The sequence below is a fragment of the Umezawaea endophytica genome, from assembly GCF_025061645.1.
Classification (GTDB): Bacteria; Actinomycetota; Actinomycetes; order Mycobacteriales; family Pseudonocardiaceae; genus Umezawaea; species Umezawaea endophytica.
This window is the reverse complement of sequence record NZ_JANYMP010000042.1, coordinates 1-23,838: the sequence shown is the minus strand read 5'-3', so window position 1 is coordinate 23,838 and position 23,838 is coordinate 1. Positions and strand designations below refer to the sequence as shown.

19 protein-coding genes are annotated in these 23,838 nt (G+C 68.6%); 16 read left to right on the top strand and 3 right to left on the bottom strand.

Features of this window, described 5'->3' with window-relative positions; all coding sequences use genetic code 11:
* Positions 1–445: 445 nt before the first annotated feature.
* The 8 genes from NZH93_RS45660 (at position 446) to NZH93_RS45625 (ending at position 12,277) form a co-directional block, all read left to right on the top strand.
* A complete protein-coding gene (locus NZH93_RS45660; protein WP_259629614.1) occupies positions 446–1,006 on the top strand; it encodes an enoyl-CoA hydratase/isomerase family protein in 561 nt (186 codons plus the stop codon).
* 21 nt (positions 1,007–1,027) lie between these two features.
* Entirely contained in the window at positions 1,028–2,038 is a 1,011-nt protein-coding gene (locus NZH93_RS45655; protein WP_259629613.1) for a LacI family DNA-binding transcriptional regulator, read from the top strand.
* 231 nt (positions 2,039–2,269) lie between these two features.
* Positions 2,270–3,631: an ABC transporter substrate-binding protein gene (locus tag NZH93_RS45650; protein ID WP_259629612.1), complete on the top strand. Its 1,362-nt coding sequence runs from the start codon at positions 2,270–2,272 to the stop codon at positions 3,629–3,631.
* Positions 3,631–4,581 carry a carbohydrate ABC transporter permease gene (locus NZH93_RS45645; protein ID WP_259629611.1) on the top strand — a complete coding sequence of 317 codons (951 nt, stop codon included), beginning with the start codon at positions 3,631–3,633 and terminating at the stop codon, positions 4,579–4,581. Before NZH93_RS45650 ends, NZH93_RS45645 begins: the two co-directional genes overlap by 1 nt.
* Positions 4,578–5,447: a carbohydrate ABC transporter permease gene (locus tag NZH93_RS45640; RefSeq protein ID WP_259629610.1), complete on the top strand. Its 870-nt coding sequence runs from the start codon at positions 4,578–4,580 to the stop codon at positions 5,445–5,447. Before NZH93_RS45645 ends, NZH93_RS45640 begins: the two co-directional genes overlap by 4 nt.
* Before the next feature lie 25 nt (positions 5,448–5,472).
* Entirely contained in the window at positions 5,473–7,101 is a 1,629-nt protein-coding gene (locus tag NZH93_RS45635; protein ID WP_259629609.1) for a glycoside hydrolase family 13 protein, read from the top strand.
* A 169-nt stretch (positions 7,102–7,270) separates the two neighbouring features.
* Entirely contained in the window at positions 7,271–9,496 is a 2,226-nt protein-coding gene (locus tag NZH93_RS45630; protein WP_259629608.1) for a discoidin domain-containing protein, read from the top strand.
* A 12-nt stretch (positions 9,497–9,508) separates the two neighbouring features.
* Entirely contained in the window at positions 9,509–12,277 is a 2,769-nt protein-coding gene (locus NZH93_RS45625; RefSeq protein WP_259629607.1) for a discoidin domain-containing protein, read from the top strand.
* Positions 12,278–12,933: 656 nt separating this feature from the next.
* Here NZH93_RS45625 and NZH93_RS45620 read toward each other — a convergent pair.
* Positions 12,934–13,383 (bottom strand): hypothetical protein, encoded by a 450-nt coding sequence (locus tag NZH93_RS45620; protein WP_259629606.1) that lies wholly within the window; start codon positions 13,381–13,383, stop codon positions 12,934–12,936.
* A 470-nt stretch (positions 13,384–13,853) separates the two neighbouring features.
* On the opposite strand from NZH93_RS45620, the gene NZH93_RS45615 reads away from it, so the two are divergent.
* The 5 genes from NZH93_RS45615 (at position 13,854) to NZH93_RS45595 (ending at position 18,841) form a co-directional block, all read left to right on the top strand.
* Positions 13,854–14,615 carry a DeoR/GlpR family DNA-binding transcription regulator gene (locus NZH93_RS45615; protein ID WP_259629605.1) on the top strand — a complete coding sequence of 254 codons (762 nt, stop codon included), beginning with the start codon at positions 13,854–13,856 and terminating at the stop codon, positions 14,613–14,615.
* A gap of 90 nt (positions 14,616–14,705) precedes the next feature.
* Positions 14,706–16,067: an ABC transporter substrate-binding protein gene (locus tag NZH93_RS45610; protein ID WP_259629604.1), complete on the top strand. Its 1,362-nt coding sequence runs from the start codon at positions 14,706–14,708 to the stop codon at positions 16,065–16,067.
* 13 nt (positions 16,068–16,080) lie between these two features.
* The gene (locus tag NZH93_RS45605) at positions 16,081–17,043 is read left to right on the top strand and encodes a carbohydrate ABC transporter permease (protein ID WP_372507003.1); all 963 of its coding nucleotides are present in this window, start codon (positions 16,081–16,083) and stop codon (positions 17,041–17,043) included.
* On the top strand, positions 17,043–17,855 hold the full coding sequence (locus tag NZH93_RS45600; protein ID WP_259629602.1) for a carbohydrate ABC transporter permease: 813 nt from the start codon (positions 17,043–17,045) through the stop codon (positions 17,853–17,855). The genes NZH93_RS45605 and NZH93_RS45600 overlap by 1 nt, the downstream gene beginning before the upstream one ends.
* Positions 17,852–18,841, top strand: a complete 990-nt coding sequence (locus NZH93_RS45595) for a zinc-dependent alcohol dehydrogenase family protein (RefSeq protein ID WP_259629601.1) — start codon at positions 17,852–17,854, stop codon at positions 18,839–18,841. Before NZH93_RS45600 ends, NZH93_RS45595 begins: the two co-directional genes overlap by 4 nt.
* A gap of 104 nt (positions 18,842–18,945) precedes the next feature.
* Here NZH93_RS45595 and NZH93_RS45590 read toward each other — a convergent pair whose 3' ends face one another.
* Both NZH93_RS45590 and NZH93_RS45585 read right to left on the bottom strand, forming a co-directional pair.
* Complete coding sequence (locus NZH93_RS45590) at positions 18,946–20,022, bottom strand: hypothetical protein (protein ID WP_259629600.1); 1,077 nt, start codon at positions 20,020–20,022, stop codon at positions 18,946–18,948.
* 169 nt (positions 20,023–20,191) lie between these two features.
* A complete protein-coding gene (locus NZH93_RS45585; protein ID WP_259629599.1) occupies positions 20,192–20,836 on the bottom strand; it encodes a hypothetical protein in 645 nt (214 codons plus the stop codon).
* 391 nt (positions 20,837–21,227) lie between these two features.
* Here NZH93_RS45585 and NZH93_RS45580 point away from each other — a divergent pair, with 391 nt between their 5' ends.
* The 3 genes from NZH93_RS45580 to NZH93_RS45570 form a co-directional block, all read left to right on the top strand.
* Positions 21,228–22,181 (top strand): amino acid ABC transporter permease, encoded by a 954-nt coding sequence (locus NZH93_RS45580; RefSeq protein ID WP_259629598.1) that lies wholly within the window; start codon positions 21,228–21,230, stop codon positions 22,179–22,181.
* Entirely contained in the window at positions 22,178–22,942 is a 765-nt protein-coding gene (locus tag NZH93_RS45575; RefSeq protein ID WP_276025263.1) for an amino acid ABC transporter ATP-binding protein, read from the top strand. The genes NZH93_RS45580 and NZH93_RS45575 overlap by 4 nt, the downstream gene beginning before the upstream one ends.
* A 17-nt stretch (positions 22,943–22,959) precedes the next feature.
* Positions 22,960–23,838, top strand: an 879-nt coding sequence (locus tag NZH93_RS45570; protein WP_259629597.1) for a transporter substrate-binding domain-containing protein, incomplete at its 3' end; no start/stop codon positions are given.

The window sequence follows — 23,838 nt, the reverse complement described above, 5'->3', positions numbered from 1 at the left end:
CTATTCCCGTTCACTGCGAATCACAAAGAGCTCGTGGGATGGGTCGACCACAAGGATTCGATCAAGGAACGTCCCCCCTTGCAGAGCCGATCAACACCCCCTGGCCCTTGTTTCGAACGTATCGTTCCGCCGGTGCGGCGTCAAGCGGATCGCGGGTGCGGGGGAATGGTCCGGTCGGTTATCGGTCAGGTGTCGACGCTGAGGTTGAATTCTTCGCGAAGCGAATGTTCGCCGCGTCCTTCGAGATGGCGGGTGGTGTTATTCGGTAGTGCCGTCGAGTGTTACGGAAAGTCCCTCGGACGGGCATTCCGCACTCCACGGTCGAGTGTGCGGGTAGCCCCTGAACGCCCGCCGCCGTCCACGGACCGGGCGACACGCCGCAAGTCACTCGATGGTGGTCACCCGCATGACACGCGGTCCGGGGTTCGGTCACGATGGCGCTCTCATGTCCGTCACCCTGGAGATCACCGACGGGGTCGCGCTGATCCTCGTCGAGCACTCTTCGGCGGGTCCGACCGGTGCCGACCTGGCCGCAGTGCGATCGGCGCTCGACGCCGCGTCGGACGCGGTCGCGGTCGTGCTGCACGGCGGCGACCGCTCGTTCTTCTCCGGTGTCGACCTCCGTCAGGTCGCCCGCACCTCTCCCGCCCAGGTCCGGGCCCACTGGGAGGAGCTGCGGCTGTTGTGCGAGCAGGTCGCGCGGATGGCGGTCCCGGTGGTCGCCGCGATCGGCGGGGACGCCGTCGGCGGTGGCTGCGCGCTCGCCACGGCGTGCCACGCGCGGGTCATCACGACCGGCGGCGGCCTCGGTCGCGTGACGTCCGCGCGGGCCGACCGGGCCGTGCTGACCGGTCGCCGGATGCCCGCCGCGGAGGCGCTGCGCGCCGGGCTGGTCGACGTGGTCGTGCCGCCTTGCGCGCTGCTTGCGTCAGCGCGAGAACTGGCCGTCAGCCACGCGGCACACAAACCACGCAAACGAGCGCAAGAGTACGCAAAAGTCCGTTAATCACTGTCGTATACTTGCTACATGACGCAGCGACGGTTGGCGGAAGTGGCCGCGAAGGTCGGCGTGAGCGAGGCGACCGTGAGCCGCGTGCTCAACGGCAAGCCCGGTGTCTCCGACGCCACCCGTTCCGCCGTCCTGACGGCGCTCGACGTGCTCGGCTACGAGCGGCCGACCCAGTTGCGCGGCGAGCGCGCCCGGCTGGTCGGGCTGGTGCTCCCCGAGTTGCAGAACCCGATCTTCCCGGCGTTCGCGGACGTGGTCGGCAACGCGCTCGCGCAGCGCGGGTTCACCCCCGTCCTGTGCACCCGCACGGCGGGTGGCGTGTCCGAGGCCGACTACCTGGAACTGCTGCTCGAACAGCACGTCTCCGGCGTCGTGTTCGCGGGCGGCCAGTACGCGCAGGCCGACGCGCCGCACGAGCACTACCGCCAGATGACCCGCCGCAAGCTGCCCGCCGTGCTGGTCAACGCGGCCGTCGAGGACCTCGGCTTCCCGCGGGTGTCGTGCGACGACGCGGTGGCCGTCGAGCAGGCGTTCGGGCACCTCGTGTCGCTGGGCCACCAGCGCATCGGCGCGGTGCTCGGGCCGCCCGACCACGTGCCGTCGCAGCGCAAGCTCGCCGCGCTCAAGGTGTGCGCCGAACGGGCGAACCTGGAGCTCTTGCACGATTTCGTCGAGCACACCATGTTCTCGCTCGAGGGCGGGCAGGCCGCGGCCACCAGGCTGCTCAACCGCGGGGTCACCGGCATCGTCTGCGCGAGCGACCCGCTTGCGCTCGGCGCGGTGCGCGCGGTGCGCAGGCAGGGCAAGCGGATCCCGCAGGACGTCTCGGTGGTCGGCTACGACGACTCGGCGTTCATGAACTGCACCGAACCGCCGCTGACCACCGTCCGGCAGCCGATCGAGGCGATGGGCCGGGCGGCCGTCGAGCTGCTGGCGAACCAGATCTCCGGCGCGCAGGTGCCCGACGAGGAACTGCTCTTCGAGCCCGAGCTGGTCGTGCGCGCGTCGACGGGCCCCGCGCCCAGGTAGTCCAGTCCCGCCAGACCCCGAAGGGGCGAGCCGCCACCGGCTCGCCCCTTCTTCGCGTCACCCGTTCGTGACAAATGTCAGCATCTTGCGAAATCTCGTAGACATCTTGCGGACTCCGGCTCGTCACGCTTATGGTGTGCGCCACACAAGCCGTCGCTGATCCGCCGCCGGGAGTCACCTCCGACTCACGGACAGATCCCGCGCACCCTCGTCGAGAAGGGTCCCCAGACGATGAACACATCAACGGTCCGCAGAGCCGCAGGCCTGTTGCTGGTCAGCAGCCTCAGCCTCGCCACGGTCGCGTGCTCCTCCGGCACGCCCGACGCGTCGACGGGCGGGAAGGTGGCCCTCACGATCAACGGCCAGCCGCCGCAGACGCAGGCGTTCGACCGGAAGATCTTCGACGAGGACGTCGCCGAGTTCGAGGCGGCGAACCCCGACATCGACCTCCAGCCGAAGGAGGGGTTCATGGACCCCAAGACCTTCTCGGCGAAGCTCGCGGGTGGCCAGCTCGAAGACGTGTTCTACGCCTACTTCACGGACCCGGCGAACCTGATCGCGCGCAAGCAGGCGGCTGACATCACCGAGTACGTCAAGGACGTGCCGCACTACGCGGACATCCAGCAGAACCTCAAGGACGTGTTCAGCGCCGACGGCAAGGTCTACGGCGTGCCCACGGCCAACTACTCCATGGGCCTGCTCTACAGCCGGGCGGTGTTCACCAAGGCGGGCCTGAACCCCGACTCGCCGCCGAAGACGTGGGACGAGGTCGCGGTGGCGGCCAAGAAGATCGCCGACCTCGGCGACGGGACGGTCGGCTTCGCCGAGTACAGCAAGAGCAACCAGGGCGGCTGGCACTTCACCACCTGGATGTACTCGCAAGGCGGCTCGATCGCCAAGAAGGACGGTGACAAGTGGGTCGCCGACTTCAACAACGACAAGGGCAAGGCCGTGCTCAACCACCTCAAGAAGATGAGGTGGGACAACAACAGCATGGGTGAGAAGCAGCTACTCGAACTCGCCGACGTGCAGCAGATGATGGGCGCCGGGCAACTCGGCATGTACCTGGCCGCGCCGGACAACGTGCCCACGCTGGTCAACCAGTTCAAGGGCAAGTACGAGGACTACGGCCTGGCGGGCATCCCGGACGGCAAGGGCACGCTGATCGGCGGCGAGGGCTACATGATCAACCCGAAGGCCACGCCCGAGAAGATCAAGGCCGGGCTGAAGTGGGTGCAGTGGAAGTACCTGAACCCGGACCGCATCGAGAAGAACCTCCAGCGCTACAAGGCCGACGGCCAGCCCATCGGCCTGCCGGTCCCGCCGGTCGCCGACATCTGGACCGGCGCCACGCGGGACAAGCAGAACCAGCTCAAGGACGCCAGCGCGACCGTGCCGGTGGCGAACTTCAAGGCCTACGTCGACTCGTTCGAGAGCATCAAGGGCGCCATCGAGCCGCCGAACGCGCAGCAGGTGTACGCGATCCTCGACAACGTGATGCAGGCCGTGCTCACGAACAAGGACGCGGACGTCTCGCAGCTCCTCTCCGACGCCGAAGCCAAGGTGAACCCGGTGCTGGCCCAGGTGAAGTGATGTCGGCTTCCACACTGCTCCGCCCTGCCGGAGCACCCGCCCCGGACGCCGACCGGCGTCCGGGGCGGGCCCCCGGCCGGATGCGCCGCCGGATCGTGGAGAACCTGACGGCGTACGGGTTCCTCTGCGCCGCGCTGGTCTGCTTCGCGCTGTTCTCCTGGTACCCCATCGTCCGCGGTGTCCTGCTGGCGTTCCAGCAGGTCAACTTCATCACCGACCCGGAGTGGGTCGGGTTCGAGAACTTCGAGCGGCTCTTCGCGGACCCGCTGTTCTGGGACGCCTGGGGCAACACGCTGCTGTTCACCGGGCTGGCGCTGGTGTTCGGGTTCTTCGTCCCGTTCCTGATCGCCGTGCTGCTCAACGAACTCCGGCACGCCAAGGGGTACTTCCGGCTGGTCGTCTACCTGCCGGTCATGCTCCCGCCGGTGGTGGCGGCGCTGCTGTGGAAGTGGTTCTACGACCCCGGACCCGGCCTGTTCAACTCGATCCTGCGGACAGTCGGGATCGACGGCCCGCGCTGGCTCGACGACAGCACGACCTCGCTGCTGTCGCTGGTGCTCGTGGCGACGTGGTCGAACCTCGGCTCGGCGACGCTGATCTACCTGGCGGCGTTGCAGACGATCCCCGGCGAGCTGTACGAGGCGGCCGAGCTGGACGGCGCGAACGTGGTGCAGCGCCTGCGCCACGTCACGATCCCGCAGACCCGGTTCGTGCTGCTGGTGCTGCTGCTGTTGCAGGTCGTCGCGACGATGCAGATCTTCACCGAGCCCTACATCATGACCGGCGGCGGTCCGGACGACTCGACGGTCACCGTGCTGCTCCTGCTGTACCGCTACGCCTTCGTCTACAACGACTTCGGCACGGCGAGCGCCATGAGCACGCTGCTGCTCGTGTTCCTGTCGGTGTTCTCCTTCGCCTACCTGCGGATCACCAGGAGGGCAGACGCGTGAGCGACCGTCCTGTTCGGACCCTCTTCTCCGGCAGCCGCACCGGGATCGGCTACAAGATCGTGTTCACCGCGACGATCGTGGTGTTCACCGCGGCGTTCGTGCTGCCGTTCCTGTGGCTGGTGCTCGGCGCGATGAAACCCGCCGTGGAGCTGGCGAAGGTGCCGGTGACGGTGCTGCCCGAGACCTTCAACCCCGGCAACTACGCCGAGGCGTGGGAGCTGATGGACCTGGGCAAGTACTTCCTCAACACCGTGCTGGTGGTGGCGGGCGCGTGGTTCGTGCAGATCCTGTTCGACGTGCCCGCCGCGTACGCGCTGTCGAAGCTGCGCCCGGTGTTCGGCGACGGCGTGCTGGTGGCGATGCTGGTCACGCTGATGCTGCCGCCGTCCACGCTGCTGGTGCCGATGTACCTGACCATCACCGACGTGCCGATCCTGGGCGTCAACCTGGTCAACAACCCCGCCGCGATCTGGCTGCCCGCCGCCGCCAACGCGTTCAACATCTACCTGCTGAAGCGGTTCTTCGACCAGATCCCGACGGAGCTGCTCGACGCCGCGCGGATGGACGGAGCGGGCGCGGTCACGGTGCTGTGGCGGGTGGTGCTGCCGATGGCGCGGCCGATCCTGGCCGTGGTCTCGATCCTGGCCGTGGTGGCCGCGTGGAAGGACTTCATCTGGCCCCTGCTCGTCTTCTCCGACCCGTCGCTGCAAACGCTCAGCGTGGCGTTGCAGCGGTTCGCGCCCGACACCCCGATCAACCTGCTGCTGGCCGGTCTGGTGCTCGCCGCCCTGCCGATGATCGCCGTTTTCCTGCTGTTCCAACGGCACATCCTGGCCGGTCTCACCGCGGGCAGCGTCAAGGGCTGACCCATTCCACGAGGAGGGCATTGAAGTGGCCGAAGCGAAGACGACCACGACCACGCGTTGGTGGCGCGGGGCGGCGATCTACCAGGTGTACGTCCGGAGTTTCGCGGACGGCAACGGCGACGGGGTCGGTGACCTCCAGGGCCTGCTGCGCAAGCTGCCCTACATCGCCGAACTGGGCATCGACGCGATCTGGCTCAACCCGTGGTACCCGTCGCCGATGGCGGACGGCGGCTACGACGTGGCCGACTACCGGGCCATCGAGCCGCTGTTCGGCTCGTTGGTGGAGGCCGAGAAGCTGATCGACGAGGCGCACGCCCTCGGCATCAAGATCATCATCGACATCGTGCCCAACCACTGCTCGGACCAGCACCCGTGGTTCCAGCGGGCCATCGCCGAAGGACCGGGCAGCCCCGCGCGCGAGCTGTTCTGGTTCCAGCCGGGCAAGGGGGAGGACGGCTCCGAGCCGCCGAACGACTGGCAGTCCCGGTTCGGCGGCCCGGCGTGGAGCCGGACGACGAACCCGGACGGCACGGCGGGCGACTGGTACCTGCACCTGTACAGCCCGGAGCAGCCGGACTTCAACTGGACCAAGCAGGAGGTGCACGACGAGTTCGACGACATCCTCCGGTTCTGGCTGGACCGCGGCGTCGACGGCTTCCGCATCGACGTCGCCGACGGCCTGGTGAAGGAAGACGGTCTGCCGGACCTCAACGGGGAGACACCGGAACCGCTGCCCTTCTCCGACCAGGACGGCGTCCACGAGATCTACCGGCACTGGCGGCGCATCGCCGACGAGTACCCCGGCGAGCGGATCTTCGTCGGCGAGATGTGGCTGCCGGACCCGGAGCGCTTCGCCCGCTACCTGCGCGAGGACGAGCTGCACTCGGCGTTCAACTTCGACTTCCTCGGCTGCCCGTGGGACGCCACGGCGCTGCGCGGGGTCATCGACGACACCCTCGCCGCGCACGCCCCGGTCGGCGCGCCGCCCACCTGGGTGCTGTCCAACCACGACGTGACCCGGCACGTCACCCGCTACGGCCGCGCCGACACCTCGTTCGACTTCGGCGACCGCCAGCACCTGGCGCCGACCGACTTCGAGCTGGGCACGCGGCGGGCCCGCGCGGCGGCGCTGCTCACCACGTCCCTGCCCGGCGGCGTGTACGTCTACCAGGGTGAGGAACTGGGCCTCTGGGAGGTCGAGAACCTGCCGGACGAGCTGCGCGAGGACCCGGTGTGGGTGCGGTCCGGCCACACCGATCGCGGTCGCGACGGCTGCCGCATCCCGATCCCGTGGGGCGGCGCGGAACCGCCGTTCGCGTTCGGCGACGGCACGGCCTGGCTGCCGCAGCCCGAGGAGTGGAGCGACTTCACCGCCGAGGTCGAGGCGGCCGACCCGGACTCGATGCTCTCCTTCTACCGCAACGCCCTCCGGCTGCGCCGCAGCGAGGAAGCGCTCGGCGACGGCGACCTGACGTGGCTGGACCTCGGTCCCGGCGTGCTCGCCTTCACCCGCTCGCCGGGCTTCGCCTGCGTGGTCAACCTGTCGTCGGCCCCGATCCCCCTGCCGGAGCACGACGGCGTGCTGCTCACCAGCAACCCCCTCGTCGACGGCGACCTGCCGTCGGACACCGCGGCCTGGCTCCGCCTGGCCTGACAGAGGAGGACAACGATGTCGGTCCGCCTGAGACCCGAGCACCCGTAGTCCCCGCTCCGCGCGCGCTCACCGGTGGTCGTCCGCCCGACCACCGGTGGCCCGGCACCACCCGCCCGGCGCTCGGCCGGGTCTCGACCCCCTGCGCTTCACCCCCTGCTTGGAGCCGTTGATGTCTCCTGTCCGCAGCACAGCCCTGCCCTTGACGCTCGCGGTCGTGGCCGCGGGCGCACTGGCCGGGATGGTCTTCTCCACCGCCCCGACGGACGCACCGCCCCTGACCCTCACCGCGGGCGGGAACGGGGCCTCGGTCGCGTTCACCGAGTACGAGGCCGAAACCGCGACCACCAACGGGAACCGGATAGGTCCCGACTACACGCAGGGCAGCCTCGCCTCCGAGGCGTCCGGCCGCCAGGCGATCACCCTGTTCGGCCAGGGGAAGTACGTCGAGTTCACCCTCACCAAGCCCGCCAACTCGATCGTCGTGCGCTACAGCGTCCCGGACGGCAGCCAGGGCACGGTGTCCGTGCTCGTCAACGGCGCCAAGGTCCGCGACCTCGCCGTCACGTCGAAGTACAGCTACCTCACCGCCCCGTGGATCGCGGGCGCGAAGGAGCACCACTTCTACGACGAGTCGCGCGCCCTGCTCGGCCGCGACGTCCAGGCCGGTGACAAGGTCCGCGTCCAACTCGACGCGGGCAACGTCGGCACCGCCACCATCGACCTCGCCGACTTCGAGCAGGTCGCGGGCGCCGCGGCCCAGCCCGCGAACTCGGTGTCCGTCACCAACTACGGCGCGACGCCGAACGACGGCGGCGACGACGCGAACGCGTTCGTGAACACCATCAACGCCGCCAAGTCACAGGGACGCGAGGTGTGGGTGCCGCCGGGCACCTTCGACATCGGCCGAGGCCTGGCGATCGACCAGGTCACGATCCGCGGCGCGGGCAACTGGCACTCCGTCCTGCACAGCAACAACCCGTTCCTCAACAACGGCCAGGTGCAGGGGAACATCAGGCTGCACGACTTCGCCGTGCTGGGCGAGGTCACCCAGCGCGTGGACACCAGCCCGGACAACGCCTACCACGGCCCGCTGGGCAACGGCTCGGTCATCTCCGGCCTGTGGATGCAGCACCTCAAGTGCGGGATCTGGACCATGAACGGCACCACGAGCAACGCCGTCATCGAGAACAACCGGTTCCTCGACCTGGCGGCCGACGGCCTGAACTTCAACGGCCGCGTCACCGACTCCGTGGTGCGCAACAACTTCCTGCGCAACACCGGGGACGACTCGCTGGCCATGTGGTCGCTGGGCGCGGACGTGCGGGACTCGTTCGTCAACAACACGATCGTCCAGCCGAACCTGGCCAACGGCATCGCGATCTACGGCGGCACCGACATCTCGGTGCGCGGCAACCTGATCCGCGACACGAACGCGCTCGGCGGCGGCATCGCCATCTCCAACCAGGCGTTCGTCTACGACGGCTCGTTCTCCCCGCTCGGGGGCACCACGACGGTCGCGCAGAACACGCTGGTCCGCACCGGGGCGATCAACCCCAACTGGGGCCACCCGATGAGCGCGATCCGCTTCGACTCCTACGACTTCCCGATCACCTCACCGGTCACCGTCACCGACAACCGGTTCGTCGACAGCCCGTACAGCGCGCTCCAGTTCGTGTCGGGCAGCGGCACCGGCAAGCCGATCACCGGCGTCACCGTGGACGGCGCGTCCGTCGAGGGCGTCGGCACGGTGGTGCTCCAGGTGGAGGCGCCAGGCTCGGGGAGGTTCACCGGCGTCGTGGCCTCGCGGGTCGGCACGCGCGGGTTCTACAACTGCGTCTACCCGTCGAACGCGGGCACGTTCGCGATCAACCGCGGCAGCGGCAACTCCGGCTGGGACAGCCAGTGGACCGACTGCGGCACCTGGCCCCCGCGCAACGCGGGTGACACCCCGACCACCACGACGACCACACCGCCGCAGTCCGGCAACGTGGCCCGCGGCAAGCCGGTCAGCTCGTCCAGCCAGGTCGGCGGCTACCCGTCGACGGCGACCACCGACGGCAACGCCGACTCGTACTGGGAGAGCGCGAACAACGCGTTCCCGCAGACGCTCACCGTCGACCTCGGCTCGGCCACCGCCGTCAAGCGGCTGGTGCTGAAGCTGCCGCCCGCCGCGGCGTGGGGCGCCCGCACGCAGACGGTGAGCGTGTCCGGCAGCAACGACGGCACCGGCTTCGGCCAGGTCGTCGGGGCCACCGGCTACCGGTTCGACCCGGCGAGCGGCAACCAGGTGACCGTCCCGGTCACGGTGAACCAGCGCTACCTGCGCCTGACCTTCACGGGGAACACGGGCTGGCCCGCCGGGCAGCTCTCCGAGTTCGAGGCCTACACCTCCTAGAAGGGCCGTCCCATGCGCTCCTCCCTCCGACGGCCGCTGGCGTTCGGCGCCGCGTGCCTGTCCGCGGCGGTGGTGACCGCGCTCGTGGTCGTCGCCGCACCCCAGTCCGCCTCCGGCCAGGTCGCCGCGGCGGCGGCCTACCAGTCGCCGTTCGACGTCCCCGGCCGCGGCGCCACCGTCCCGTTCACCGAGGTCGAGGCCGAGAACGCCGCCACCAACGGCACCAGGATCGGCCCCGGCCGCAGGCAGGGCACCCTCGAGGGCGAGGCGTCCGGCCGCCAGGCCGTCACCCTGTCCGGTCAGGGGAAGTACGTCGAGTTCACCCTGACCAAGCCCGCCAACTCCATCGACATCCGCTACAGCGTCCCGGACGGCAACGGGGGAGCGGGCATCACGGCGCCGCTGTCGCTCTACCTCGACGGGACGAAGTCCGGCAGCCTCACGCTGACGTCGAAGTACTCGTGGCGCTACGGCGGTTACCCGTACGCCAACGATCCGGGGCAGGGCAAGCCGCACCACCTGTACGACTCGACCAGGGCGCTGTTCGGCTCGACCTTGCAGGCGGGCGCCAAGGTCCGGTTGCAGGTCGACAGCGGTGACACCGCGCCGTCGTACACCATCGACCTGGCCGACTTCGAACAGGTGGCCGCCGCGACCAGGCCCGCCAACTCGGTCTCGGTGACCGAACACGGTGCCGTGGCCGGGGATTCGGGCGACGACAGCAACGCCTTCGTCGCCGCCGTGGCCGCCGCGAAGGCCGCGGGCAAGGAGGTGTGGATCCCCGCCGGGACGTTCACCGTCACCCGGCACATCACCGTCGACCAGGTGGTCGTGCGCGGCGCGGGCCACTGGCACAGCGTCGTGCGCGGCAACCGCGTCGGCTTCTACGGCCTGGGTGAGCCGTCGAGCTGCGGCATCGGCGGCAACTCCGGCCGCAGCAGCCGGGTGGAGCTGCGGAACTTCGCCATCATCGGCGAGGTCACCACGCGCGAGGACTGCGACCAGGTCAACGCCATCGGCGGCGCGCTGGGCGGCGGGTCGGTGGTGGACGGCATGTTCCTCCAGCACACCAAGGTCGGCCTCTGGCTCGACGGGCCGTTCGACGGGTTGACGATCAGCAACAACCGGGTCGTCGACCAGCTCGCCGACGGGATGAACCTGCACCAGGGCGTCAGCAACGTGCTGATCGAGAACAACCTGTTCCGCAACATCAGCGACGACGGCATCGCGTTCTGGTCCGAGCGGGACGCCGATCACAGCAACACGATCCGGCACAACACCGTGGTCGTGCCGATGAAGGCCAACGGCATCGCCATCTATGGCGGCCGGGACAACACGGCCACGGACAACGTCGTGGCCGACACCCAGGACCAGGGCGGCGGCATCCACGTCGGCAACCGGTTCCAGTCCGTGCCGCTGGCGGGCACGACCACGTTGGCGCGCAACACGACCCTGCGCGCCGGGGTGCTCGACTCCAACTGGCAGTTCGGCGTCGGCGCGCTGTGGTTCGACGCCCGCGACGGCGCGATGTCGGGGCGGATCGACGTCACCGACACGGACCTGATCGACTCGAACTACGAGGCGATCCAGTTCATCAGCGGGACGATCACGAACGTGCACTTCAACGGGGTGCGGATCCTCGGCGCGGGGACGTTCGGGATCCAGCTCCAGTCGCCGGGCGGGGCGTCGTTCTCGAACGTAACGGCGAGCGGGCTGGGCCGGGGTGGGATCTATAGCTGCCTGGGGTCGGGCGGGTTCGCGATCGAGCGCGGCACGGGCAACTCCGGGTGGGACACCACGCCGTACTGCGGGCCGTGGCCGGAGCCGGTGTACGGCGATCCGACCGTGCCGCCGACGACGACCACGACCACCACGACGACCACCACTACTACGACCACTGTTCCGCCGGACCCCGGTGGCAACCTGGCTCGTGGTCGGTCGGCTTCGGCGTCCAGCCAGGGGTCCGGGTTCGCCGCGTCGAACGCCACCGACGGCAACGCCGGGTCGTACTGGGAGAGCGCCAACGGCTCGTTCCCGCAGACGCTCACGGTCGACCTCGGCGCCTCCACCGCCGTCGGCAGGCTCGTGCTGAAGCTGCCGCCGTCGTGGGAGGCCCGCACGCAGACGATCGCCGTGTCGGGCAGCGCCGACGGGTCGTCGTTCAGCCAGCTCGTCGGCCCCACCGGCCACCGCTTCGACCCCGCGTCCGGCAACGCGGTCACCATCCCGGTGACCGGCGACCACCGCTACCTGCGCGTGACGGTCACCGCCAACACCGGCTGGGCCGCCGCCCAGGTCGCCGAGTTCGAGGTCTACCGGTCCGGTGGCCCGACGACGACCACCACCACCACTCCCGTACCCACTGGCAACCTGGCGCGCGGCAAGTCCGCCTCCGCCACCAGCCAGTCGGACGTGTACGGCCCGTCCAGGACGACCGACGGCGATCCGGGCACGTACTGGGAGAGCGCGAACAACGCCTTCCCGCAGTCGGTCACCGTCGACCTGGGCACGTCGACGCAGGTAGGCCGCGTGGTCCTCAAGCTGCCCACCCCGACGGCCTGGGCAACCAGGACCCAGACCCTGTCGATCGAGGGCAGCACCGACGGCAACACCTACCGCACCCTGTCGGCCTCCGCGGGCCGCACGTTCGACCCGGCCACCGGCAACACCGCCACCATCACGTTCACGGCGGGCCAGGCCAGGTACGTCCGCGCGACCATCACGGCCAACACGGGCTGGCCCGCGGGCCAGGTGGGCGAGTTCGAGGTCTACGGCAGCTAACCCCCATCCACCAGCACACCCAAGACACCGGGCCCCCGAGCCTCGACCTCCTCGGGGGCCCGGCCCATGCGTGGGGGCGGTCGGGAGGTCGGCTCGGAGGGGTCCCCTGATCAGGAAGGCCCCCCGAACTGAACGCTACCGGTGGGCACCGACAAAAACGGTGCACGCGAGCGCCGGGGTAGGGAGTAGGTGAGTGCCGGGATCGGTGGAGCCGAGTACTGGGAGGACACAGCGTTGGTGAGCACCGGGCACCGAGGATGCGGTGTAGGTGAGCGCTCGCGGACACAGCGTTGGTGAGCACCGGGGTACCGAGGATGCGGCGTAGGCGGGCGCTCGCGGGCACGGTGTTGGTGAGCGCCGAGCTGCCGGGGAACGGCGTGGCTGGGCGCTGGCAGAAGCGGCGTAGTGAGTACCAGTGGAAGCCGCGTCCCTGGGTTCCGGCTTGGCAGCTCCGGCCAGTTCCGGCAGCTCCGGTGGGCCTGTTTCCACCCCCGGCCCTGCCCCCGCCCGGCCCTGCTTCCGGCCATGGCCTCCTGGTGTGGCCCGCTATGGCCCTGGCTATGCCGCCCCGCCCTGCCCCTGGTGTGTCCCCGGCATGGCCCAGGCCATGCCGCCCCGCCCCCGGGCCGTGCCCACCGCCATGGCCTTCGAGAACCTCAGTCCGTGAAGCCGCCGCTCAGGTTCGCCGTGCTGTTGCTGCCGGGCGAGGCGCTGCCCTCGGTTCGGGTCAGCAGTTTGCCGTCCACCGTGCCGGTGGCGCCGACGTCGCCGCCGTCGTACCGCATCGCCAGCTCCCACTCGTGGCGTCCGCTGCCGTACGGGACCTCGACCTTCTTGGTCCACGGCAGCACCACGTTCGCCTCCTCGGTCGCCTTCCCGTCGAAGGTGAACGTGAGGCTGGTCAGGACCGCCGTGCCGGTCACCTGGACGTCGAGCACGTGCCGCCGCTCGGACGTCGGGCTCGACGAGGTGGGGTCCGGGGTCGGGGAGGGGGTGGGGGAAGGGGTGGGGGTGCCGCAGGCGGTGAGGAGGCCGGCGCTCAGCAGGGCGACGGCGGTTCGCGCCAGCAGGCGTGCGCCGGGTGTCGGGTGCTCGATCTTCGGCATGCGGAGCATTCTCCAGGTCCGGAGCGACCTCCGGGCGAACTGGGGTGATCACCCACCGCACTGGGAAGATCCCAGACCGTGAACACCCAATCGTGACCGTTCGGTCATTGGTCCGTGACCTCCTCGACGGTCACTCGATCGTGAAATCCATTGCTTTCCGTAGCAACAATCTGCCCAAAGGCGTAGAGACCCTCACATTTCGGCCTAGCGGTAGACCACTATTACGCCTATCGGCGATCTTCCAGATCTGACGAAACTGGCCCGCCACAAGAAATCCGGGCACGTTCTGAGTGGCAAACGGGCAGATGTTCGGTCTCCATTCGGTAATTACGCGTGTTTCGACTAGCAAAACGGGCAGTAATCGGGCATGTTCACACCTGCTGTGTCGCTGGCCACACTGTTTCGCCGGTGTTAAACCTATGGGCAGCCCGAACGGGCATGCGTAAGTCCGAGTGGGCAGGAGGGTGTGCATGCAGGCAGAAGAGCGTCAGCGCCGCATTCTCGCTCGTGCTCGGGCCGACGGGCGGGTCGACGTGGTCGACATCGCCGCTGAGCTCGGCGTGGCGCCGGAGACGGTCCGCAGGGACCTGAGGCTCCTCGACGACCACGGCTTGGTCCGGCGGACGCACGGTGGCGCCTTCCCCGTGGAGAGCGCGGGGTTCGAAACCGGTCTCGCGTTCCGCTCGGCGTCGATGGTGCCGGAGAAGCGGCGCATCGCGAAGGCGGCGGCCGATCGACTGGCCGACGCGGAGACGGTGTTCGTCGACGAGGGGTTCACGCCGCAGTTGGTGGCGGAAGCCCTTCCGACGACCCATCCGCTGACCGTCGTCACCGCGTCGTTGCCGACGGCCGCGGCGTTGTCCGGGACGCCCTCGGTCACGGTGCTGCTGCTGGGCGGTCGCGTACGCGGCCGCACACTGGCCACTGTGGACCACTGGGCGATCCGGATGCTCAGCGAGATGGTGATCGACCTCGCGTACATCGGGTCGAACGGGATCTCGCGCGAGCACGGACTGACCACACCGGACCCGGTGGTCGGTGCGGTCAAAGCACAAGCCGTGGGCGTTTCGCGACGGAAGATCTTCGTCGGCGTCCACACCAAGTTCGGCGTGGCGAGCTTCAACCGGTTCGCCGCGATTTCGGATCTCGAAGCCATCATCACGGATTCCGGACTGCCCGCGGCCGAAGGTCACCGCTATGCCGCGCTAGGCCCGAAAGTAGTCAGAACCTGATCAAGTCCCCCGAGTGGTGCACCACGGCGTGGTGACCTGGCTGCTCGACGCCCTCTTCAGGGCAAATCGGTTAGATGGGAAGGAAAGACGATGACGTCATTCAGTTCTCGCCGCGTCGCCCGTGTGGCGGCAGCCGCGCTGGTGGCAGTCGGGGTGACGGCGTGCAGTGGCGCCGGTGGGGGTGGATCCACGGCCGACGGGCAGTCCATCAACGTCCTGATGGTCAACAACCCGCAGATGCAGGACATCCAGAAGCTCACCGCCGACAACTTCACCAAGCAGACCGGCATCAAGGTGAACTACACCGTGCTGCCCGAGAACGACGTCCGCGACAAGATCAGCCAGGACTTCTCCAGCCAGGCCGGTCAGTACGACGTCGCGACGATCAGCAACTACGAGACGCCCATCTACGCCAAGAACAACTGGCTGGCGCCCCTCGACGACTTCATCGCCAAGGACAGCGGCTTCGACCAGAACGACATCCTGGAGCCGATCCGGCAGTCGCTGACCGCCGAGGACGGCAAGGTCTACGCGGAGCCGTTCTACGGCGAGTCGTCGTTCCTCATGTACCGCAAGGACGTCTTCGACGCCAAGAACCTCACCATGCCGGAGAAGCCGACGTGGCAGCAGGTCGCCGACCTCGCGGCCCAGGTCGACGGCGCGGAGCCGGGCATGAAGGGCATCTGCCTGCGCGGCCAGCCGGGCTGGGGCCAGGTCATGGCTCCGCTCACGACGGTCGTCAACACCTTCGGCGGCACCTGGTTCACCAAGGACTGGCAGGCGCAGGTGAACTCCCCGGAGTTCAAGGAGGCCACCAAGTTCTACGTGGACCTGGTCCGCGCGCACGGTGAAGCCGGTGCCCCGCAGGCGGGCTTCGCGGAGTGCCTGAACAACATGACGCAGGGCAAGGTCGCGATGTGGTACGACGCCACGGTCGCCGCGGGCCTGCTGGAGGCCAACGACTCCCCGGTGAAGGGCAAGCTCGCGTTCGCGCAGGCGCCCGTCGTCAAGACCGACGCGTCGCAGTGGCTCTACACCTGGGCGTTCGGCGTCCAGAAGGCCAGCAAGAAGCAGGACAACGCGTGGAAGTTCATCTCCTGGGCGTCCGGCAAGGACTACGAGAAGCTGGTCGGCACGTCGCTCGGCTGGTCGAAGGTGCCGGACGGCAAGCGTTCCTCCACCTACCAGAACCCGGACTACCTGGCCGCGGGTAGCTCGTTCGCCAAGCAGGCCGAAGCCGCGATCAAGGGTGCCAAGCCCACCGACCCCGGTGTCCAGCCGAGGCCCGCGAGCGGCATCCAGTTCGTCGGCATCCCCGAGTTCACCGACCTCGGAACCCAGGTCTCGCAGCAGATCAGCTCGGCCATCGCGGGATCGACGTCGGTCGACGACGCGCTGAACGCGGGCCAGGCGCTCGCGGAGAAGGTCGCCGAGAAGTACCGCGCGAAGTAACGAGGAGCCCTCGATGAGCCTCGACACGGCACCACCACCGGCAAAGCAGCAAAGGCGGGGCACCCCTCCCGCACCGACGGGGCTCAGCGCGGCAGCGCGCTGGGCCCGTCGGGCCCCCCTCCTCCCAGCGCTGATCTTCACCATCGTGGTGACCCAGCTCCCCTTCGTGGCGACGCTGATCATCTCGGTGCTGCGCTGGAACTCCCTCGACCCCGACAACCGCGGGTTCGCCGGGTTCGACAACTACGTGGCGGTCTTCACCGACCCGAACCTCAGGTCGTCGATCGTCACGACGGTCATCCTCACCGTCGTCGTGGTGGTGGTCAGCCTCATCCTCGGCCTCGGTCTGGCGCTGCTGCTCGACCAGAAGTTCTTCGGCCGGGGACTGGCCCGCACGATGCTCATCGCACCGTTCCTGGTCGTCCCGGTGGCCGCCGCGCTGCTGTGGAAGCACGCCCTCTACAACCCGGAGTACGGCCTCTTCAACGGCGCCCTCACCTGGTTGTGGAGCCTGTTCGGCGCCGAACGCCCACCGCAGCCCGAGTGGATCAGCGACATGCCGCTGATCGCGGTCGAGGCCTCGCTGGTGTGGCAGTGGACGCCGTTCATGATGCTGATCCTGCTGGCGGGCTTGCAGAGCAGGCCGATGGACGTGGTCGAGGCCGCGCGCATCGACGGGGCGACCGGGTGGCAGATCTTCCGCTACCTGACGTTCCCGCACCTGCGGCAGTACCTGGAACTGGGCGGTCTGCTCGGGTCGATCTACATCGTGCAGAACTTCGACGCGGTCTTCACCATCACCTCGGGTGGTCTGGGCACGGCGAACCTGCCGTACACGATCTACCAGACCTTCTACCAGGCGCACGACTACGGGCAGGCGTCCGCGGCCGGTGTCGTGGTGGTCATCGGGTCGCTCATCATCGCCAACTTCGCGTTGCGCGTGGTGTCGTCCCTGCTGAAGGACGAGGTGAAGTGATGCGCAGGCTTGTCGGTGTGGTGGCCTGGTTCTCGGCGATCCTGTTCTTCGCGCCGGTGGCGTGGATGGTGCTGACCTCGCTGCACAGCGAGTCGGACGCGGCCACGAACCCGCCGTCGCTCGGTGCGGGCCTGACGCTCCAGGGGTACGAGGAGTTCTTCGGCGCGTCCACCGGCCAGTCCCCGTGGCCGCCGCTGATCAACTCGTTCAGCGCGAGCATCGGCTCCACGATCATCGTGCTGCTGCTGGCGATCCCGGCCGCGTACGCGCTCTCCATCAAGAAGGTGGAGAAGTGGACGGACGTCATGTTCTTCTTCCTCTCCACCAAGATGCTGCCGGTCGTCGCCGGTCTGCTGCCGATCTACCTGGTCGCGCAGTTCACCGGGATGCTCGACAACATCTCGTTCCTGGTCATCCTGTACACCTCGATGAACTTGCCCATCGCCGTGTGGCTGATGCGCTCGTTCCTCGCCGAGGTGCCGCCGGAGATCCTGGAGGCGGCGTCGATCGACGGTGCCGGTCTCATCACGACGCTGCGCCGGGTGGTGGCTCCCATCGCCATGCCGGGCATCGCCGCGACCGCGTTGATCTGCTTCATCTTCAGTTGGAACGAACTGCTGTTCGCCAGGGTGCTGACCGGCGTGGTCGCGGGCACCGCACCGGTGTTCCTCACCGGCTTCGTCACCAGCCAGGGCCTGTTCCTGGCGAAGGTCTGCGCCGCGGCGACGGTCGTGTCCCTCCCCGTGCTGATCGCGGGGTTCGCCGCCCAGGACAAGTTGGTCCAGGGCTTGTCGCTAGGAGCCGTCAAGTGAAGGCTGTCGTGATCACCGGTGTCGGTCAGCTAGAGGTGACCGAGGTGCCCGATCCGAAAGCGGGCCCCCGCGAGGTGGTCGTCGACGTCTCCGCCTGCGGTCTGTGCGGAACGGACCTGCACATCCTGCAGGGCGAGTTCGCCCCGACGCTCCCGGTGATCCCCGGCCACGAGTTCGCGGGCGTCGTGGTCGAGATCGGCGCCGACGTCACCGAGGTCGCCGTCGGCGACCGCGTGGCCGTCGACCCGTCGCTGTACTGCCACGAGTGCCGGATGTGCCGGTTGGGGCGCAACAACCTCTGCGAGCGGTGGAACGCGATCGGGGTGTCGGTGTCCGGTGGCGCCGCCGAGTTCGCGGTCGCACCGGTGGCGAACTGCGTGAAGCTGCCCGACCACGTCCGCACCGAGGACGCGGCGCTGATCGAGCCGCTGTCCTGCGCGGTGCGGGGGTACGACATCCTCCGCTCGCAGCTCGCGAGCCGGGTGCTCATCTACGGCTCGGGCACCATGGGCCTGATGATGCTCCAGCTCGGCAAGCTGACCGGCGCGGCCAGCATCGAGGTGGTCGACATCAACACCGACCGCCTCGCCACGGCGAAGCAGTTGGGCGTCACGGCGACGGCCACGTCGGCCGACGAGCTGGACCGGCCGAAGGGCTGGGACGTGGTGATCGACGCGACCGGCAACGAGCGCGCGATCCAGGACGGCCTCAACCGGGTCGCGAAGGGCGGGACGTTCCTCCAGTTCGGCGTCTCGGACTACGCGGCCCGCGCGGTGATCGAGCCGTACAAGATCTACAACCAGGAGATCACGATCACCGGTTCGATGGCGGTGCTGCACTCGTTCGAACGAGCGGCCGACCTCTTCGCGACCGGTGTGCTGGACCCGAACATCTTCATCAGCGACCGCCTCCCGCTGGACAGCTACGCGGCGGCGATCGAGCAGTTCAAGGCGGGCGAGGGGCGCAAGATCCAGATCCTGCCCTGACCCCTCCCACCGACCGGAAGCCCACCCGCCGCGCAGGCGGGTGGGCTTCCGCGCGTCCGGCCCCCCGAACGCGGAGCACGAAGGGCCGGAGGGGGAAGCCGCTGTCAGGCGGCGTGCCTGCCGCGCTTGCGCGGGTTGCGCATGCTGAACACCACGACACCGCCCGCGGTGAGCATGCAGAGGCCGAAGAGCAGCGGGATCGCGACCGACGCGCCGGTGGTCGGCAGGTCGGTGTCGTCCGCGAGCACCTGGACGTTGCTCCGGCTCGTCGTCTCGGGAGTGGTCGTCGAGGACGACCGCGAGGTCTCCCCGCCCACGGGCCCGCGACCGTCACCGGCCGCCGACGAGGAGGAGGAGGAGGAGGAGGAGGAGGAGGAGGACGAGGCCGCGGCGGGCGATGAGGACGACGGCCTGTCACTGGGCGCGGTCGCGGAACCGGCCGACGTCCGCTCGGTCTTCGCCGACGGCGGCTCGATGAGGCTGACCAGCGGCGGCACCAGCGGCGGCAGGGCCTTCGTCGTCGCCTCGGTCGTCGTCGTGGTCGTGGTCTCGCTCGTGGTGGTCTCAGGCGTGGTGGTCTCGGTCGTCGTGGTCTCGCTCCGCACGGGCGGCTCGACCTTCCGCGCCGGGGGAGGGGTGTTCACCGTCGTGGTGGTCGTCACCGGGGGCGGCGTCACGTGCGTGGTGGTCGTCGTAGGCACGGTGGTCGTCCTCGGAGCGGTCGTCCTGAACGACGGAGTCGGCTTCTGGGCCTGCGTCGTCGTCGACGTCGTCGTGGGCGCGGCACGGGCGCACACCTGCTGCGGCACCGTCCGGTCGAACGAGAACCCCTGGTCCCCGGTCCGGTCGTTCCCGGCCTTCACCACGACCCGGTAGGAGTGCTCCACGTTGCCCGGCCGGATGAACGAGTTCTGGTACGACGACCCGAACCTCTGGCTGTCCAGGACCTTCTGGCCGTCCAGGACGCTGACGGTGTTCGTCACGCGGCCGTTGTAGTCGTGGACCTCCACGGTGAGCACCGACTGGCCGCCCACACAGCTCGCCTTCACGGTCGGCGCGTTCGCGCCCGCCGGGTCGACGAAGCCGAACCAGACGACCGCCGTGGTGCCCACGAGCGCGAAGGCACCCAGGGTCCGCCTCGCCACGCGTATGGCCGCGTCGTCCGATCGTGCAAACCCCATGGTGACACTCCTGTCGTGGTCCGTGCGGTGGCGTCGCGAAGCCGCCACTTGTCTGTACGGAGTCGAGCAGGTCACTGTTCACGGCAATTGATGGGCCGATCGGGTGATGGTTGGTCACCGTCCGAATAACGACGAGCCTGATCAGGGGCTTGCGGGGGCCGCCTTTCGGTCAGTCGGACCGGTGTCGGCGCCGCACGCTGAACAGCACCATGCCGAGCGCGCTGACCAGGCAAAGGCCGATCAACAGGGGGATCGCGCCTGCCGCGCCCGCGTCCGACAGCTCGGAGCTGCTGCCGAGCGGGACGATGCCCGTGTTGGTGGTCGGAGGCGTCGACGATCCCGGATCAGTCGCCGAAGGCGCCGGAGTGCTACTCGCAGTGGGCGTGGTGGTCGCCGTGGTGGGTGTCGAGGAAGGCGGGGCGACGGTCGAAACCGGCGGCGGCACCTGGCGCGGGGGCGCGCACGGCGTCGTCCTCACCTCGCGGACGAACGACTGGCGGCTGTTGCCCGCCACCCGCACCGTGACGACGAACGTGTGCGCGAGGTCGGCGGGCCGGGGGAACGAGCCCACGTAGGACCGGTCGAACTCCCGGTTGGAGAGCACGATCCCGCCGTCCTGGACCTTGATGGTGTTCTTCCCCGCCGCGTACCCCTTGAGGTCCACCGCCAGCACCGCGCCACCCGCTCCGCAGGACGCGCTCAGGTCCGCCTTCTCGGCCACCGCGGGGGCGGCCGCCATCAGCAGCACGACGGCGGCCGTCGTCGCGACCACGACGGCGCCGAGCCCCGTGCGGGCGGTGCGGGCGAACTCCATGGGGGACTCTCCTGGTGCGGGTGCTGCCGGGGCACTAGGCAATACGGCCCAGGTCGGCCCGCTGTTCACCTGCGGGGCTGAGCTATTCGGGTGAGAGTGAAACGATGTCAACGAGCCCAGGCGGAGTTTCACCAGTTGGACGTTCGGTCGCGAGTGGATCCGATGTCTTGCCCGGTGGTTCGGGGCGTGGTTACCGTTCCCCCGACAAGCCGGACACACCACCGCGAAACGGAGAGCGACATGACCGTCCTGTGCTCCCGCCGCCACGTGGACTTCGGCCGCATCAGCAGCGCCATCTGTCGCACCCGCTGATCTCCTCTTCCACCAAGTACCGAGCCCGGCCCACCCCGGCCGCCGGGCTGCTCAGCCGACCCCGGCCCAAGGACCCCTCATGAGCGTTTCCGCGCGCCCTTTGGTGGCCGCACCAGAAGACGAGGCCGATCCGGCGTCGCTCAAGGTGGTGCCCTCCCGCCACCCGTGGCGGTGGGTCGGCGTCGCCGTGGTGCTCGTGCTGCTGGCCCAGTTCATCCACGGCCTGGTGACCAACACCGGCTGGGACTGGCCCACGTTCAGGCAGTACTTCACGGCCGACTCGATCCTGCGCGCCGTGGGCGTCACCATCGAGCTCACCGTCTACGGCACCGTGCTGGGCTTCGCGCTCGGCGTGGTGATCGCGCTCATGCGCCTGTCCAAGAGCCCGTTCCTCCAGGTCGTGAGCTGGACCTACATCTGGGCGTTCCGCTCCATCCCGCTGATCGTGCAGTTGTTGTTCTGGTTCAACATCGCCTACCTGTACCAGCGCTTCGACTTCGGCATCCCGTTCGGCCCGTCCTTCGTCTCGTTCGACACCAAGGACCTCATCGGCCCGATGAGCGCCGCGGTGCTCGGACTCGCGCTGCACCAAGCCGCCTACGCCGCGGAGATCGTCCGCTCGGGCATCATCGCCGTCGACCACGGCCAACTCGAAGCCGCCGCCGCACTGGGCATCCCCAGGCTGCGCCAGTTCCGCCGAATCGTTCTGCCACAAGCGATGCGCTCCATCCTGCCGAACGCGGCCAACGAGGTCATCAGCCTCTTCAAGGGAACCTCGGTCGTCTCCGTCATGGCCATCGGCGAACTCTTCTACCAGGTGCAGGTCGTCTACGGCCGCAACGCCAGGGTCGTGGCACTGCTCATGGTCGCCACGGTCTGGTACATCGCCATGACCACCCTCCTGTCCGTCGTCCAGTACTACGTCGAACGGCACTACGCCAAGGGAGCGCTGCGCAACCTGCCACCCACACCGCTGCAACGGGTGCGCGCCCAGTACGCCGCGCTCCGCGCCAGAGCAGGAGCGACCGGATGAGCAGGCCGATGGTCGACCTCAGGGGCATCCACAAGAGCTTCGGCACCCTGGAGGTCCTCAAGGGCGTCACCCTGGAGGTGGAGCAGGGACAGGTGGTCGTCGTCCTCGGCCCGTCCGGCTCCGGCAAGTCCACGCTGCTGCGCACCATCAACCACCTGGAGAAGGTCGACCGGGGCTACGTCAGCATCGACGGCGACCTGCTCGGCTACCGCAGGGTCGGCGACAAGCTCCACGAGCTCAAGGAACGCGAAATCCTGAAGCAGCGCACCCACATCGGGTTCGTCTTCCAGAACTTCAACCTGTTCCCCCACCTCACCGTGCTGGAGAACGTGGCAGAGGCCCCGCTCTCCGCACAGCGCAAGCAGAAGAAGGAAGTCCACCAGGAAGCGGTCAGACTACTGGCCAGGGTAGGCCTCTCCGACAAGGAGAACGCCTACCCCAGACAACTCTCCGGCGGCCAACAACAACGCGTGGCCATCGCCAGAGCCCTAGCGCTCTCCCCAAAACTCCTCCTCTTCGACGAGCCCACCTCAGCACTCGACCCCGAACTGGTCGGCGAGGTGCTGGACGTCATCAAGGACCTCGCGAGCACCGGCACGACCATGATCGTCGTAACCCACGAGATCGGCTTCGCCCGCGAGGTAGCCGACCGCGTCGTCTTCATGGACGACGGAGTCATCGTCGAACAGGGCAGCCCAACCACGGTCCTGGACCACCCCCAACACCCGCGCACCCGCGCCTTCTTGTCAAAAGTCCTGTGATAGCCGGAGGAAGCACCGTGTCACTAGCCAGACTCGTCCCCGCGGTAGTAGGTCTGCTCGTCCTGGTCTCGGCCTGCGGCGGCGCAGACGGCGCGGTGGCGGAAGACCAGGTAGTAGCCCAGGGCAAGGTCATCAACCTCAGCCCCGACCAGAAGCGCGTAACAGCCGAGAAGGACAACGCAATCGCCGCCCTGGTCCCGGAAGAGGTCAGGAAAACCGGCAAGATCACCATCGGCGGCTCAGCAGGCACCGCCCCACCACTGCGCTTCTACGCGACAGACGACAAGACCCCCATCGGCGTAGAAACAGACATCGCCGTACTCATCGCCCAGGTACTGGGCCTGGAACCACAACTGGAGGTCTCCTCCTGGGAAAACCTCTTCGTGGGCCTGGACTCGGGCGCCTACCAGCTAGGCCTCTCCAACATCACCGTCACCGAAGCCAGGAAGGACAAGTACGACTTCGCCACCTACCGCCTGGACACCCTGGCCTTCGAAGCGAAGAAGGGCGGCACCTGGAAGGTCAACGCCCCGGCAGACGTAGCAGGCAAGATCATCGCAGTAGGCTCAGGCACCAACCAGGAAAAGATCCTGGTCGATTGGTCGAAGCAAAACGAGGCAAAGGGCCTCAAGCCAACAGACATCAAGTACTTCCAGAACAGCTCCGACTACTACCTGGCCCTGGAATCCGGCCGCATCGAGGCCTACCTGGGCCCGAACCCCACAGCCGCCTACCACGTGGCAACCTCGGGCAAGACCGAAATCATCGGCAGCTTCTCCGGCGGCGGCGACATCGTAGGAAAGATCGCAGCCACCACCAAGAAGGACAGCGGCCTGGTCAAGCCAGTAGCAGAAGCACTAAACCTGCTGATCAAGAACGGCAAGTACGCAGAAGTC